The following is a 15,526-nucleotide window of genomic DNA, read 5'->3' as shown; positions in this document are numbered from 1 at the left end:
CTTAGCCATTTCGCTAAATCCTTGATTGTCAGAATTTTAAAGGCCCAGCGGCATGCCGCCGGGCATCGTCAATTATTTCTTGTTGGCCATGATGGCGTCGGCAACGTGCTTCGGCGCTTGCGAGTAGTGCTTGAACTCCATGGAGTACGTAGCACGACCCTGCGACATCGAACGCAGCGTGGTCGAGTAACCAAACATTTCGGACAACGGCACTTCCACCTTGACCATCTTGCCGCCGGCAGGGTTGTCATCCATACCCTGGATGATACCGCGACGGGAAGACAGATCGCCCATGATGTCGCCCATGTATTCTTCAGGCGTTTCGATTTCCACGGCCATCATCGGCTCGAGGATAACCGCACCGGCGCGACGCATTGCTTCCTTGAATGCCAGCGAACCAGCAAGTTCAAATGCAATTTGCGACGAATCGACATCATGATACGAACCGAAGGTCAGGTGAACGGAAACGTCCACCACCGGGAAGCCTGCCAGCACGCCAGCCTTCAGCGTGTTCTGGATACCCTTGTCCACCGACGGAATGAATTCGCGGGGAATCGTGCCACCCTTGATTTCGTCGAAGAACTGGTAACCCTTGCCTTCGCCAGACGGTTCAACCGTGATCACGCAATGGCCGTACTGACCCTTACCACCAGACTGCTTGGCGTGTTTGCCTTCGATATCCTTCGCCACCTGGGTGATGGTTTCGCGGTAAGCAACCTGCGGAGCACCGACGTTGGCTTCAACGCCGAATTCACGCTTCATACGGTCAACCAGAATTTCCAGGTGGAGCTCGCCCATACCGGAAATAATCGTTTGACCCGATTCTTCATCGGTACGAACGCGGAACGACGGATCTTCCTTGGCCAGGCGGTTCAGGGCAACGCCCATCTTTTCCTGGTCAGCCTTGGTCTTCGGTTCCACAGCAACGTGAATCACCGGATCCGGGAAGATCATGCGTTCGAGGATAATCGGGGCATCGAGCGAACACAGGGTTTCACCAGTGGTGACATCCTTCAGGCCGATCGCTGCGGCGATATCGCCCGCGTGAACTTCGTCGATTTCCTTACGATCGTTGGCGTGCATCTGCACGATACGACCGATACGTTCTTTACGGTCTTTCACCGAGTTCAGAACCGAATCACCTTGCTTGACCACGCCCGAGTAAACACGGAAGAAGGTCAGCTGACCGACATACGGGTCGTTCATCAGCTTGAATGCCAGTGCCGAGAACGGCGCGGTATCCGAAGCTTCACGCGTAGCAGGTTGCTCGCGATCATCAGTACCACCGACCGGCGGAATATCAACCGGGGACGGCAGGAATTCGATCACGGCGTCCAGCATGCGCTGTACACCCTTGTTCTTGAATGCGGTACCGCACAGCATCGGCTGGATTTCGCAAGCAATGGTACGAGTGCGGATGGCCGACACGATTTCTTCTTCGGTCAGCGTACCTTCTTCAAGGTACTTGTTCATCAGCTCTTCGTTGGCTTCAGCAGCCGACTCAACCATCTTCTCGCGCCATTCTTCAGCGACAGCTTGCAGCTCTGCCGGGATTTCGCGGTATTCAAACTTCATACCTTGCGAAGCTTCATCCCAGAAGATGGCCTGCATCTTGATCAGATCAACCACGCCTTCAAAGCCGTCTTCCGCGCCGATAGGAATAACCACCGGAACCGGGTTGGCTTTCAGACGCGTCTTCATCTGCTCGACCACACGGAAGAAGTTGGCGCCGGAGCGGTCCATCTTGTTCACGAAGGCCAGACGCGGCACTTTGTACTTGTTAGCCTGACGCCATACGGTTTCAGACTGGGGCTGCACACCACCTACCGCGCAATACACCATACATGCACCATCCAGCACGCGCATGGAACGTTCCACCTCGATGGTGAAGTCCACGTGCCCCGGGGTGTCGATGATGTTGAAGCGGTGTTCCGGAAACTGCATACCCATGCCTTTCCAGAAGGTCGTGGTTGCAGCCGAAGTAATGGTAATACCGCGCTCTTGCTCTTGCTCCATCCAGTCCATGGTGGCAGCGCCGTCGTGAACCTCACCAATCTTGTGGTTCACGCCGGTGTAGAACAGGATACGCTCGGTCGTGGTGGTCTTGCCTGCATCAATGTGAGCGGAGATACCGATGTTACGGTAGCGCTCAATGGGAGTATTACGGGCCACGATGATTTCCTTAAGCGTTGTGCATTAGAAGCGGTAGTGCGCGAACGCCTTGTTCGCTTCTGCCATGCGGTGAACTTCGTCGCGCTTCTTCATCGCGCCGCCACGACCTTCCGCGGCATCAAGCAGCTCACCAGCCAGACGCAGATCCATGGACTTTTCGCCACGCTTGCGAGCCGCGTCGCGCACCCAACGCATCGCCAATGCCAAACGACGGCTGGGACGGACTTCGACAGGCACCTGATAGTTGGCACCACCGACGCGACGGCTCTTAACCTCGACGATCGGTTTCGCGTTATTGATTGCAGTCGAGAATACTTCCAGCGCGTTCTTGCCGGTCTTCTTCTCGATCTGGGCCAGCGCACCGTAAATGATGCCTTCGGCCACGGACTTCTTGCCGTCAATCATGACGACGTTCATGAATTTGCTCAGTTCCTGGCTGCCGAATTTAGGATCCGGCAGAACGTCGCGTTTGGGAACTTCTCTGCGTCTTGGCATGATATTGCTTCCTTGATGTGACATTCAGTCGGGGACAATTGCTGATCCCCACGGCCATCCATAAGACGGCCACTTACTCGACGGCTTTGATGTGTGCCGCCGACCACACAGCCATTACGCCTTCGGGCGCTTGGCGCCGTACTTCGAACGGCTTTGCTTACGATCTTTAACGCCTGCGGTATCCAGGGAGCCGCGCACGGTGTGGTAACGCACACCCGGCAAATCCTTGACACGACCGCCGCGGATCAGCACAACGCTGTGTTCTTGCAGGTTGTGGCCTTCACCGCCGATGTACGAAATGACTTCGAAACCGTTGGTGAGACGTACCTTGCACACTTTACGCAGTGCGGAGTTCGGCTTTTTCGGCGTTGTGGTGTACACGCGAGTGCACACGCCACGCTTTTGAGGGCAGGCTTCGAGCGCGGGAACCTTGCTCTTCACCACTTCCTTCTCGCGGCCCTTACGGACCAGCTGATTGATAGTTGGCATTGTTAAAAACTTCCTTGAGTTTACACACCCCTCACGGGGCCTTTTTCTGGCCGCCAGGCCACAAGGACCGGACCACCAAATGAAGCTAGCGACGTTCAGCAGGCTGAGCGTCGCCAGAAAAGTCGTAGATTTTAAGAAAATCAAGCGCTTGACGTCAAGCGCATTCGGCACGGAGCCCGGTAAACCGGGCTCCTGCCTGTTTTATTGGCCTTCGTCCTGACCAACGGTGGCAAACGCGGCCTCTGCTGCCAGCATTTCTGCCGACGGAGCATCCGGGTTGGCCGGAGCGCGTTTGCGACTGCGGTGGTATGCCAGACCCGTACCAGCCGGAATCAGACGACCCACGATCACGTTTTCTTTCAGACCGCGCAGTTCGTCGACCTTGCCCATGATGGCGGCTTCGGTCAGAACACGCGTGGTTTCCTGGAACGACGCGGCCGAGATAAACGAATCGGTCGACAACGAAGCCTTGGTAATACCCAGCAGGATGTTTTCGTACTGGGCCGGTTGTTTACCCTCGGCAACCATCCGGTCGTTCATGCTCAGTACTTCAGCACGTTCAACCTGCTCACCCAGGATAAAGCCGGTATCACCCGAAGCCGAAATCACCACACGACGCAGCATCTGACGCACGATCACTTCGATGTGCTTGTCGTTAATCTTCACACCTTGCAGTCGGTAAACTTCTTGCACCTCTTGCACGATATAACGGGCCAGCGCCTCAATCCCTTGCAGACGCAGGATATCGTGCGGATCGATCGGGCCGTCGACAATGTTTTCACCGCGGTTCACGACTTGACCATCGTGCACCATCACGTGCTTGTCTTTCGGGATCAGGTATTCATGAGCCATGCCGTCCGGATCAGTAATGATCAGACGTTGCTTGCCCTTGGTGTCCTTACCGAACGACATCGTGCCGGTGATTTCCGCCAGCATGCCGGCATCTTTCGGCGAACGCGCTTCGAACAGTTCCGCAACGCGCGGTAGACCACCGGTAATGTCGCGGGTCTTGGCGGTTTCTTGCGGAATCCGCGCCAGAACTTCACCCACGCCCACAACCTGACCGTCCTTCACGGTAATGATCGAGCCCACCTGGAAGGTAATCGTTACCGAAGTATCGGTACCGGTCAGCTTCACATCGTGGCCGTTTTCATCGGTCAGTTTAACCAGCGGACGCACGCCTTTCGACGCACCCGCTTTGCGCTTCGGATCGATCACGACCAGGGTCGACAGACCGGTCACATCATCCACCTGCTTAACCACGGTCGCGCCTTCTTCGACGTTCTCGAAGCGCACCTGACCGGCGTACTCGGTAATGATCGGACGGGTGTGCGGGTCCCACGTGCCCAGCACGGCGCCGGCCTTGACCGCTTCGCCATCCCTGACCATCAACGTGGCGCCGTACGGCACCTTGTGACGTTCGCGCTCACGACCATTGTCATCCAGCACCAGCACTTCGGCCGAACGCGCAATCACCAGCTGCTCGCCCTTGGTGTTGGTCACGTAGCGCATGTTGGCGCTGTACGCGATATGACCGTTGGACTTGGTCTCAACCTGGCTGGCCGCTGCCGCCCGCGATGCCGCACCACCGATGTGGAACGTACGCATGGTCAGCTGGGTACCCGGCTCACCGATCGACTGCGCAGCGATGACACCCACTGCTTCACCAGCGTTGACGCGATGACCGCGGCCCAGATCACGGCCGTAGCACGAAGCGCACAGGCCGTAACGGGTTTCGCAAGTCAGCGGCGTGCGAACACGCACTTCATCCACGCCCATGGCGTCGATCTGATCAACTTCGTCTTCACCCAGGATGGTGCCCGCTTCGATCGCGGTTTCTTGCGAAGCCGGATCAACGATATCCACCGCAGCTACACGACCCAGAATACGGTCACGCAACGCTTCGATGACGTCACCGCCCTGCACCACTGCCTTCATCGTCACGCCGTACTTGGTGCCGCAGTCGTCCTCGGTCACCACGAGATCTTGCGTTACGTCGACCAGACGACGGGTCAGGTAACCCGAGTTAGCGGTCTTCAACGCGGTATCGGCCAGACCCTTACGGGCACCGTGCGTCGAGTTGAAGTACTGCAGAACGGTCAGACCTTCGCGGAAGTTGGTCGTAATCGGCGTCTCGATAATCGAGCCATCCGGCTTGGCCATCAAACCCCGCATACCGGCCAGCTGACGGATCTGCGCTGCGGAACCCCGAGCGCCCGAGTCAGCCATCATGTACAGCGAGTTGAACGACTCTTGATCAACCGTCTTGCCTTCGCCGTCGACAACCTTCTCTTTACCGAGTTGGTCCATCATCGCCTTGGCAATCTGGTCACCGGCACGGCCCCAGATATCGACCACTTTGTTGTAACGCTCGCCTTGCGTCACCAGACCGGAGCTGTATTGCTGCTCGATCTCTTTGACTTCGGCGTTGGCTGCAGCCAGCAGTTCGACTTTCTTGGCCGGAACCAGCATGTCGTCGACGCAAATCGAGACGCCACCGCGCGTCGAATACGCAAAACCGGTGTACATCAGTTGGTCGGCGAACACGACGGTGTCTTTCAAACCGCAACGACGGAACGATGCGTTGATCAGACGACCGATTTCTTTCTTCTTCAGTGCCTTGTTGATGTGGCTGAAGTCCAGGCCCTTCGGCAGGATTTCGGACAGGATGGCGCGGCCGACGGTGGTATCACGACGCACCATCTGCGCTTGCCATTCACCCGAATCATCACGCACAAACTCTTTCAGACGCACCGAGATGCGGGTCTGCAGCGTAACGACCTTGTTTTCATAGGCACGATGCACTTCGCGCACGTCGGTGAACTTCATGCCTTCACCGGCGGCGTTGATCGCTTCGCGGGTCATGTAGTACAGACCCAACACGATATCCTGCGACGGCACGATGATCGGCTCGCCGTTGGCGGGCGACAGCACGTTATTGGAGGCCAGCATCAGCGTGCGGGCTTCCATCTGCGCTTCCAGCGACAGCGGCACGTGAACAGCCATCTGGTCACCGTCAAAGTCGGCGTTGAATGCCGCGCAGACCAGCGGATGCAGCTGGATCGCCTTGCCTTCAATCAGTACCGGCTCGAACGCCTGGATACCCAGACGGTGCAGCGTCGGCGCACGGTTCAGCAGCACCGGATGCTCGCGGATTACGTCTTCCAGAATGTCCCACACCACCGCTTCTTGCGCTTCGACCATTTTCTTGGCCGCTTTGATGGTGGTGGCCAAGCCCATCACTTCCAGCTTGTGGAAAATGAACGGCTTGAACAGTTCCAGCGCCATCAGTTTCGGCAAGCCGCACTGATGCAGACGCAGGTACGGGCCCACGGTAATCACGGAACGACCCGAGTAATCAACGCGCTTACCCAGCAAGTTCTGACGGAAACGACCGCCCTTACCCTTGATCATGTCAGCCAGCGACTTCAGCGGACGCTTGTTGGCGCCGGTCATTGCCTTACCGCGACGACCGTTGTCCAGCAGCGAATCCACCGATTCTTGCAGCATGCGCTTTTCGTTACGCACGATGATGTCCGGCGCACGCAGCTCAAGCAGACGCTTGAGACGGTTGTTCCGGTTGATCACGCGGCGATACAAGTCGTTCAGATCGGAGGTCGCAAAGCGGCCACCATCCAGCGGCACCAGCGGGCGCAGCTCGGGCGGCAGCACCGGCAGCACTTCCATCACCATCCAGTCCGGCTTGATGCCCGACTTGTGGAAGGCCTCGAGCACTTTCAGGCGCTTGGCGATCTTCTTGATCTTGGTGTCCGACGAGGTCGATTCGAGTTCTTGACGCAGGGTCGCGATCTCGTTGTCGGCGTCCAGATTGCGCAGCAGTTCACGGATGCCTTCGGCGCCCATCAACGCGACGAATTCGTCACCGTACTCTTCAACCTTGTCGAAGTAGTCTTCTTCGGTCAGCAGTTGACCGCGTTGCAGCGGGGTCATACCCGGCTCAACCACGATGAATGCTTCGAAGTACAGCACGCGCTCGATATCGCGCAGCGCGATATCCAGCACCATACCCAGACGCGACGGCAGGCTCTTCAGGAACCAGATGTGCGCGACCGGGCTGGCCAGCTCGATGTGGCCCATGCGTTCGCGGCGAACCTTGGACAGCGTGACTTCAACGCCACACTTTTCGCAGATCACGCCGCGGTGTTTCAGACGCTTGTACTTGCCGCACAAGCATTCGTAGTCTTTGATCGGCCCAAAAATACGGGCGCAAAACAGACCGTCACGCTCAGGCTTGAACGTACGGTAGTTAATGGTCTCAGGCTTCTTCACTTCGCCATACGACCAGGAACGGATCTTCTCGGGCGAGGCCAGCCCGATCTTGATCGCGTCGAATTCTTCGTCCTGGGTGACTTGCTTGAAGAGTTCCAGTAAGCCTTTCATCTCAATCTTTCTCCTGTGAGGGTGAGGAGTCAGGTGTGAGGTACCCGCTTGCTCCAAGGCAGCGGGCACCCCTCACACCTCACATGGTCAGTTAGTTTCCAGATCGATATCGATACCGAGGGAGCGGATTTCCTTCACCAACACGTTGAAGGATTCCGGCATACCCGCATCGATGCGATGGTCACCCTTGACGATGTTCTCGTAGACCTTGGTCCGGCCGTTCACATCATCCGACTTCACGGTCAGCATTTCCTGCAGCGTATAGGCGGCGCCGTAAGCTTCCAGCGCCCACACTTCCATCTCACCGAAACGTTGACCACCAAACTGCGCCTTACCACCCAACGGCTGTTGCGTTACCAGCGAGTACGGGCCGGTCGAACGCGCGTGCATCTTGTCGTCAACCAGGTGATGCAGCTTCAGGTAATGCATGACGCCCACCGAAACCTTGCGCTCAAACGGTTCGCCAGTACGGCCGTCGAACAGTTGCATCTGGGTCTTGGTGTCGTTGAAATCAAGCAGACCAGTGCGTTCGTCTTCGTCCGGGTAGGCCAGATTCAGCATTTCGTGAATCTCGCTTTCCTTGGCGCCGTCGAATACCGGGCTGGCAAACACCATCCCTTTGCGCAGGCCCTTGGCCAGGTTCATGACTTCAACGTCGGTGAAGTCCGAAATATCTTCGGGCTTGCCGGACGTGCCGTAGATCTTGCCGATGTAATCACGGAGATCCGACAGCTGGCGTTGTTCGTTCAGCATCTTGTCGATGCGTTGGCCAATGCCCTTGGCCGCCCAACCGAGGTGGACTTCCAGAATCTGACCTATGTTCATCCGCGACGGAACGCCCAGCGGGTTCAGTACGATATCGACCGTGGTGCCATCCGCCATGTACGGCAGATCTTCCACCGGCAGAATCTTGGAAACCACACCCTTGTTACCGTGACGGCCGGCCATCTTGTCGCCCGGCTGCAGGCGGCGTTTAACGGCCACATACACCTTGACCATCTTGATCACGCCCGGCGGCAGTTCATCGCCCTGGGTCAGCTTGCGCTTTTTATCTTCAAAGCGCAGATCGAAATCGGACTTCATCTGTGCAACGAGGTCTTTCATCGATTCGAGCTGGCGAGCGGCATCTTCGTCGGCCAGACGGATATCAAACCAGTCTTGACGCGGGGTCAGATCGGCCAGGTATTCCTTGGTGATCTCGGCGCCTTTAGCCAGACGCTTCGGACCGCCATTGACAACCTTACCGACAATCATCCGCTCGATACGTTCGAACAAGTCGTTTTCAACGATACGCAGTTGATCGTTCAGGTCAGTACGATAGCGACGCAGTTGCTCGTCAATAATCGCCTGGGCGCGCTTGTCGCGCTCCACGCCTTCACGGGTAAACACTTGCACATCGATCACGGTGCCGGTCATGCCGGACGGAACGCGCAGCGACGTATCTTTAACGTCGGAGGCCTTCTCACCAAAGATCGCGCGCAGCAGTTTCTCTTCCGGCGTCAGCTGGGTTTCGCCCTTCGGCGTCACTTTACCGACCAGCACGTCACCGGCTTCGACTTCAGCACCGATATAAACCACGCCGGATTCGTCCAGGCGACCCAGCATGCGCTCGCTCAGGTTCGAAATATCACGGGTGATTTCTTCCGGGCCCAGCTTGGTGTCACGCGCCATCACCGACAGTTCTTCGATGTGGATCGAGGTGTAGCGATCGTCTGCCACCACCTTCTCCGAGATCAGGATCGAATCCTCGAAGTTGTAGCCATTCCACGGCATGAACGCGATGGTCATGTTCTGACCCAGCGCCATTTCGCCCAGATCGGTCGAAGCGCCATCCGCGATCACATCGCCGCGGGCGATACGGTCACCACGCGCCACAACCGGGCGCTGGTTAATGTTGGTGTTCTGGTTCGAACGCGTGAACTTGGTCAGGTTGTAGATATCCACACCGGTTTCGCCGGCCGGAGTCTCATCATCGTTGACGCGGATCACGATACGGGTGGCATCGACAAAGTCGACCACGCCGCCACGCAGCGCCGCAACGGCGGTACCCGAATCGACCGCGCAAGTGCGTTCGATACCGGTGCCAACCATCGGCTTTTCAGCGCGCAGACACGGTACGGCCTGACGCTGCATGTTCGAACCCATCAATGCACGGTTCGCATCATCGTGTTCCAGGAACGGAATCAGCGAAGCAGCCACGGACACGATCTGGCTCGGGGCCACGTCCATGTATTGCACGCGATCCGGCGTGGCGATGATGGTTTCACCGTGTTCACGGCAAGTAACCATGTCGTCGATCAGCGTGCCGGCAGCGTCCAGCTCGGCGTTAGCCTGAGCGATGACGTACTTGCCCTCTTCGATCGCGGACAGGTATTCGATTTCGTCGGTGACCTTGCTATCCACCACTTTGCGATACGGGGTCTCAAGGAAACCGTATTCGTTGGTGCGGGCGTAGCAAGACAGCGAGTTGATCAGACCAATGTTCGGACCTTCCGGCGTTTCAATCGGGCAGACGCGACCATAGTGAGTCGGGTGTACGTCACGGACTTCAAAGCCCGCACGTTCACGCGTCAGACCGCCCGGGCCCAGTGCCGAGACACGGCGCTTGTGCGTAATCTCGGACAGCGGGTTGGTCTGGTCCATAAACTGTGACAGCTGCGACGAACCGAAGAATTCCTTGATCGCGGCCGAAACCGGCTTGGCATTGATCAGGTCATGCGGCATCAGGTTGTCGGATTCAGCTTGCGACAGACGTTCTTTAACCGCGCGCTCAACACGCACCAGGCCAGCGCGGAACTGGTTTTCGGCCAGTTCGCCCACTGAACGTACGCGACGGTTACCGAGGTGATCGATATCGTCCACGTCGCCACGGCCGTTGCGCAGTTCAACCAGAATGCCGATCACGGCGATGATGTCGTCAACCGACAGCACGCCCACGCCTTCCAGGCCTTGCGGACCAACGCGCTCGTAGAACGCACGTTGCCAACCCGGCGCCTTCTCTTCCAGACGATCCGGATAGGCGCGACGGTTGAACTTCATGCGGCCCACAGCCGACAGGTCGTAACGGTCTTCCGAGAAGAACAGACCGCGGAACAGTGCTTCGACTGCATCTTCGGTCGGCGGCTCGCCAGGACGCATCATGCGATAGATGGCCACTTTGGCGGCGTACTGATCAGCTACGTCATCGTTACGCAGGCTGGCAGCGATATACGCGCCCTGGTCGATCTCGTTGATGTACAGGACACGGACTTGCGCCACATTGGCCTGGTCAAACTTGATTGCCAGTTCTTCGGTGATTTCGTCGTTACCGCGTGCGATCAGCTCGCCGGTTTCCGGATTGGCAACATCGTGTGCGAGCACACGACCCACCAGGAAATCGACCGGCACGGGGAGACGCTTCAGGCCAGCGGCCTGAATGTCGCGAATACCCTTGGCAGTCACACGCTTGTCTTTCTGAACCAGAACCTTGCCGTCATCAGCAACGATGTCAAAGCGCGCAACTTCGCCCTTCAGACGTTCTGGCACCAGTTCCATGAACAGACCATCCTTACCCATCTGGAAGGTGTCGGTGTCATAGAACTCTTTGAGGATTTGTTCTGGCGAATAGCCCAACGCCTTCAGCAGAATCGAAACCGGCATCTTGCGACGGCGGTCGATCCGGAAGAACAGCAGGTCTTTCGGGTCGAATTCGAAGTCGAGCCACGAGCCGCGGTACGGAATAATCCGTGCCGAGAACAGCAGTTTGCCCGAGCTGTGGGTCTTGCCCTTGTCATGCTCAAAGAACACGCCCGGCGAGCGGTGCAGCTGCGACACGATCACACGCTCGGTACCGTTGATCACGAACGAGCCGTTACGCGTCATCAGCGGAATTTCGCCAAAGTAAACGTCTTGTTCTTTGACTTCCTTGACGGTCGGCTTGGCGGCTTCGCGGTCCATGATGACCAGACGCACACGGGCGCGCAGCGGCGCAGCGAACGTGATACCGCGTTGCTGACACTCGATCACATCAAAGGGCGGCTCGCCCAATACATAGTGGACAAACTCAAGACGCGCGTTTTCGTTGTGCGAAACGATCGGGAAAATGGACGTGAATGCGGCATGCAAGCCGATATTCTTGCGATCAGCGATCGATACACCCAGCTGGATGAACTCGTTATACGAGTCGATCTGGGTGGCCAGCAAAAACGGAACATCAAGGACGTTCGCGCGTTTCGCAAAGCTCTTACGAATGCGTTTCTTCTCAGTGAACGAGTAATTCATACTCACAAACTCTCCATGGAGTAGGGCGCAAAAGACAAACCGCAAAGCGCCGCCCGCGGTTGGCGGGGGAAAAACGGTTTCCGGTTTATCAACTGCCTGGCCCGGCGGCCAGTGTCAAACGGCGACACGATATGAACAAACGCAAAAGGGCAGGCGGATTCCTCCGCCTGCCTTTCTAAACGTCCAAGGGACGATTACTTCACCTCAGCGGTAGCGCCTGCTTCCACCAGTTTCTTCTGGATGGCTTCAGCGTCAGCCTTGGAAACGCCTTCCTTGACCGGCTTCGGTGCGCCGTCAACCAGATCCTTGGCTTCTTTCAGGCCCAGACCGGTCACTTCACGCACAACCTTGATCACGCCAACCTTCTGAGCGCCAGCGCCAGTCAGGATAACGTCGAATTCGGTCTTCTCTTCAACAGCAGCGGCGCCAGCAGCAGCCGGGCCAGCAACGGCAACAGCAGCAGCGGACACGCCGAACTTCTCTTCGAACGCCTTAACCAGGTCGTTCAGTTCCATAACGGTCAGGCCAGCAACCGCGTCGAGGATATCTTCTTTGGACAGAGCCATTTGGTATTACTCCTGAAAATCTTTGTATGAATCGAAATCGGGTTAAACGGCTTCGGCTTCGGCAGCCGGAGCTTCCGTAGCGGGTCCGCCTTGCTTTTCCGCCAGAGCGGCCAGGGCGCGGGCAAAGCCAGCAACCGGTGCCTTCATGACGTACAGCAGCTTGGACAGCAGTTCTTCGCGGCTCGGGATCGAAGCCAGGGCAGCAACGCCCGCAGCATCCAGCACCTGACCATCATAAGAACCGGCCTTGATGACGATCTTGTCGTCTTTCTTGGCGAAGTCGTTCAGCACTTTGGCTGCAGCGACCGGGTCTTCAGACAAACCGTAAACCAGCGGGCCGACCATGTGGTCAGCCAGACCGGCAAACGGGGTGCCTTCAACCGCGCGGCGTGCCAGCGTGTTCTTCAGAACGCGCAGGTATACGCCGGACTCACGAGCCTGCTTGCGCAGGCGAGTCATGCTGGCAACCTCGATCCCGCGATACTCGGCAACGACGAGCGTTTGAGCTTTGGCAACTTCTGCCGCGATCTCGGCTACGACGGCCTTCTTGTCTTCGAGATTGAGACTCAAGGTCTACCTCCATTTGCTTTGAACAGGTGCATGCGAACATGCACCTCCATTCAAACGGCGACCAGTCCATCAGGAGCGCCACCCCGGAAAGGGATGGAAAAACCATGATTTATTGGGACCACCGTCTGCGCAGGGTGAACCTGATACAGCCAGTTCCAGATTAAGCAGCTTGCGCCGCGCCTGCGGTCTTTGACATTCCCGGCCAGAAATCCGGCCAGGCCCAAAGTTCTTTTAGCCAGCCAGCGTAGCGGTGTCGACGCGAACGCCCACGCCCATCGTGCTGGAAACGGCAACTTTCTTCAGGTAAACACCCTTCGAAGTAGCCGGCTTGGCTTTTTGCAGTGCATCAACCAGAGCAGTCAGGTTGGCGCGCAGATCAGCGGCTTCGAACGAAGCGCGGCCGATGGTGGCGTGCACGATACCTGCCTTGTCGGTACGGTACTGGACCTGACCGGCCTTGGCGTTTTTCACAGCCTCAGCAACGTTCGGGGTTACCGTGCCAACCTTCGGGTTCGGCATCAGGCCACGCGGGCCGAGGATCTGACCCAGTTGACCGACAACGCGCATTGCATCCGGGGAAGCAATAACAACGTCGAAGTCCAGGTTACCGGCCTTGATGGATTCAGCCAGATCTTCGAAACCGACGATCTCGGCGCCAGCAGCCTTGGCGGCTTCTGCGTTGGCGCCTTGCGTGAATACAGCAACGCGAACCGACTTACCCGTACCCTTCGGCAACACCACCGAACCACGAACAACCTGGTCGGATTTACGTGCATCGATACCGAGATTGACAGCAACGTCGATCGATTCGTTGAACTTGGCGGTAGCAGCACCCTTAACCAGGCTCAGAGCCTCGTCAACAGCGTACAGCTTGTTACGATCTACAGCGGCCTTGAGGGCGGCCAGACGCTTGGAAACCTTAGCCATGTTACAGACCCTCCACTTCAAGACCCATCGAACGAGCCGAGCCAGCCAGGATGCGCACAGCGGCGTCCATGTCGGCAGCGGTCAGATCTGCTTGTTTGGTCTTCACGATTTCTTCGAGTTGAGCGCGAGTCACCTTGCCAACCTTGTCGGTATGGGGCTTCGGCGAACCCTTGGTGATGCCAGCAGCCTTCTTCAGCAGAATGGTCGCGGGCGGGCTCTTCATCACGAAGGTGAAGGACTTGTCTGCAAACGCAGTGATCACAACCGGAATCGGCAGACCCGGCTCAATGCCTTGGGTCTGGGCGTTGAACGCCTTGCAGAATTCCATGATGTTCAGACCGCGCTGGCCCAGTGCCGGGCCGATAGGAGGCGAAGGATTAGCCTTGCCTGCGGGCACTTGCAGCTTGATATAGCCGACAATTTTCTTTGCCACAATATTTCTCCAGAATGGGTATAGCGCGGGTTACCCCGCTTCCCGAATACGCCCAGAGGGCGCCACTACCGCAAACCGAGACGACCTTAGACCTTCTCGACCTGCGAAAAATCCACATCAACCGGCGTTGCACGACCGAAGATCAGGACAGACACCTTGAGGCGGCTCTTGTCATAATCAATGTCTTCGACAGTAGCGTTAAAGTCAGCGAACGGACCATCGGTCACGCGCAGCACTTCACCCACTTCAAACAACACTTTCGGCTTCGGCTTTTCTACGCCTTCCTGCATCTGATGCAGGATTGCGTCGACTTCGCGCTGCGAAATCGGTGCCGGACGGTTACCCGAGCCACCGACAAAGCCAGTGACCTTCGGCGTCGACTTGACCATGTGCCAGGTCTCGTCCGTCATTTCCATTTCAACCAGCACGTAGCCCGGGAAGAATTTGCGTTCAGTCAGGGCTTTGCGACCACCCTTCACTTCCATCACTTCTTCTACCGGCACCAGAATCTGGCCGAACATATGTGCAACTTCGGAACGCTCAATGCGTTCTTTCAGCGCCTTTTGCACGCTTTTCTCGAAACCGGAATAAGCGTGCACCACGTACCAACGCATAGCCATTCAAACACCCCGCCAGCGATTTTTATTAACGGCCCAGGATCACACCGTAGAACAACCACGTCAGACCTGAATCGACCGCCCACATGAAAAGCGCAAGCACCCCGACAAACAGGAACACAATGCCCGTCATCTGCCAGGTTTCTTTTTTACTCGGCCACACAACCTTCTGCGCTTCCTTGACAGAATCGCGCGCGTAATCCACGAAATTCCGACCAGGCTGCGAGAACCAGATGGTGGTCGCAGCAAGCAAAAGCCCCGCAATAACAGACAATACGCGGAGTGCACCCTGATCGGCCGGCACGAGATAGAACCCGGCCACGCCCAAAGCCACCAGTACAACGGCAGCCGTCATCTTGAATTTGTCGACGCTTTCCATGAGCCTGTTTTCGGAGACCGCAAATAAAATAAAGCCGCTTCCCTGTGGAAACGGCCGCGAATCTGATTCGTGGCAGGCGAGGAGGGTTTCGAACCCCCAACCCCCGGTTTTGGAGACCGGTGCTCTACCAATTGAGCTACTCGCCTACAGGGAAAGGGCGGAATTATAATCCGACCTTTCCTTTCTTGTGAAGCTTTTTACAAAAACTTATTTAACG

Annotated in this window: 11 protein-coding genes and 1 tRNA gene; all 12 read right to left on the bottom strand. The window is 57.2% G+C overall.

Annotation, left to right across the window (positions count from 1 at the left end):
* Positions 1-72: 72 nt before the first annotated feature.
* Positions 73-2,172, bottom strand: a complete 2,100-nt coding sequence (fusA, locus tag WG78_RS15465; RefSeq protein ID WP_053938751.1) for an elongation factor G — start codon at positions 2,170-2,172, stop codon at positions 73-75.
* A gap of 24 nt (positions 2,173-2,196) precedes the next feature.
* Positions 2,197-2,667 carry a 30S ribosomal protein S7 gene (rpsG, locus tag WG78_RS15460; RefSeq protein WP_053938750.1) on the bottom strand — a complete coding sequence of 157 codons (471 nt, stop codon included), beginning with the start codon at positions 2,665-2,667 and terminating at the stop codon, positions 2,197-2,199.
* A 114-nt stretch (positions 2,668-2,781) separates the two neighbouring features.
* Positions 2,782-3,156: a 30S ribosomal protein S12 gene (gene rpsL, locus WG78_RS15455; RefSeq protein WP_053938749.1), complete on the bottom strand. Its 375-nt coding sequence runs from the start codon at positions 3,154-3,156 to the stop codon at positions 2,782-2,784.
* 201 nt (positions 3,157-3,357) lie between these two features.
* A complete protein-coding gene (gene rpoC, locus WG78_RS15450; protein ID WP_053938748.1) occupies positions 3,358-7,557 on the bottom strand; it encodes a DNA-directed RNA polymerase subunit beta' in 4,200 nt (1,399 codons plus the stop codon).
* Positions 7,558-7,644: 87 nt separating this feature from the next.
* Positions 7,645-11,817 (bottom strand): DNA-directed RNA polymerase subunit beta, encoded by a 4,173-nt coding sequence (rpoB, locus tag WG78_RS15445; RefSeq protein WP_053938747.1) that lies wholly within the window; start codon positions 11,815-11,817, stop codon positions 7,645-7,647.
* Between the two features lie 194 nt (positions 11,818-12,011).
* Complete coding sequence (gene rplL / locus WG78_RS15440) at positions 12,012-12,383, bottom strand: 50S ribosomal protein L7/L12 (protein ID WP_053938746.1); 372 nt, start codon at positions 12,381-12,383, stop codon at positions 12,012-12,014.
* A gap of 42 nt (positions 12,384-12,425) precedes the next feature.
* On the bottom strand, positions 12,426-12,953 hold the full coding sequence (rplJ, locus tag WG78_RS15435; protein WP_053938745.1) for a 50S ribosomal protein L10: 528 nt from the start codon (positions 12,951-12,953) through the stop codon (positions 12,426-12,428).
* A gap of 231 nt (positions 12,954-13,184) precedes the next feature.
* Positions 13,185-13,880, bottom strand: coding sequence for a 50S ribosomal protein L1 (gene rplA, locus WG78_RS15430; RefSeq protein ID WP_053938744.1), 696 nt, complete (start codon positions 13,878-13,880; stop codon positions 13,185-13,187).
* 1 nt (position 13,881) lies between these two features.
* Positions 13,882-14,313, bottom strand: coding sequence for a 50S ribosomal protein L11 (gene rplK / locus WG78_RS15425; RefSeq protein ID WP_053938743.1), 432 nt, complete (start codon positions 14,311-14,313; stop codon positions 13,882-13,884).
* 86 nt (positions 14,314-14,399) lie between these two features.
* Positions 14,400-14,933: a transcription termination/antitermination protein NusG gene (nusG, locus tag WG78_RS15420; RefSeq protein ID WP_053938742.1), complete on the bottom strand. Its 534-nt coding sequence runs from the start codon at positions 14,931-14,933 to the stop codon at positions 14,400-14,402.
* A gap of 25 nt (positions 14,934-14,958) precedes the next feature.
* Entirely contained in the window at positions 14,959-15,309 is a 351-nt protein-coding gene (secE, locus tag WG78_RS15415) for a preprotein translocase subunit SecE (protein ID WP_053938741.1), read from the bottom strand.
* Between the two features lie 70 nt (positions 15,310-15,379).
* Positions 15,380-15,455: transfer RNA gene (locus tag WG78_RS15410), tRNA-Trp, on the bottom strand.
* Between the last annotated feature and the right edge of the window lie 71 nt (positions 15,456-15,526).

Origin of the sequence: Amantichitinum ursilacus, from assembly GCF_001294205.1 — a bacterium.
Taxonomy (GTDB): Bacteria; Pseudomonadota; Gammaproteobacteria; order Burkholderiales; family Chitinibacteraceae; genus Amantichitinum; species Amantichitinum ursilacus.
Note: the sequence above shows the minus strand (reverse complement) of the source record. Positions and strands in the feature narration are given on the sequence as shown.

Excerpts from the sequence above, each read along its gene's own strand:
- rpsL (WP_053938749.1), bottom strand. The coding sequence starts at position 3,156 with ATGCCAACTATCAATCAGCTGGTCCGTAAGGGCCGCGAGAAGGAAGTG.
- rplL (WP_053938746.1), bottom strand. The coding sequence starts at position 12,383 with ATGGCTCTGTCCAAAGAAGATATCCTCGACGCGGTTGCTGGCCTGACC.
- secE (WP_053938741.1), bottom strand. The coding sequence starts at position 15,309 with ATGGAAAGCGTCGACAAATTCAAGATGACGGCTGCCGTTGTACTGGTG.
- rpoB (WP_053938747.1), bottom strand. The coding sequence starts at position 11,817 with ATGAATTACTCGTTCACTGAGAAGAAACGCATTCGTAAGAGCTTTGCG.
- nusG (WP_053938742.1), bottom strand. The coding sequence starts at position 14,933 with ATGGCTATGCGTTGGTACGTGGTGCACGCTTATTCCGGTTTCGAGAAA.
- rpoC (WP_053938748.1), bottom strand. The coding sequence starts at position 7,557 with ATGAAAGGCTTACTGGAACTCTTCAAGCAAGTCACCCAGGACGAAGAA.
- rpsG (WP_053938750.1), bottom strand. The coding sequence starts at position 2,667 with ATGCCAAGACGCAGAGAAGTTCCCAAACGCGACGTTCTGCCGGATCCT.
- rplA (WP_053938744.1), bottom strand. The coding sequence starts at position 13,880 with ATGGCTAAGGTTTCCAAGCGTCTGGCCGCCCTCAAGGCCGCTGTAGAT.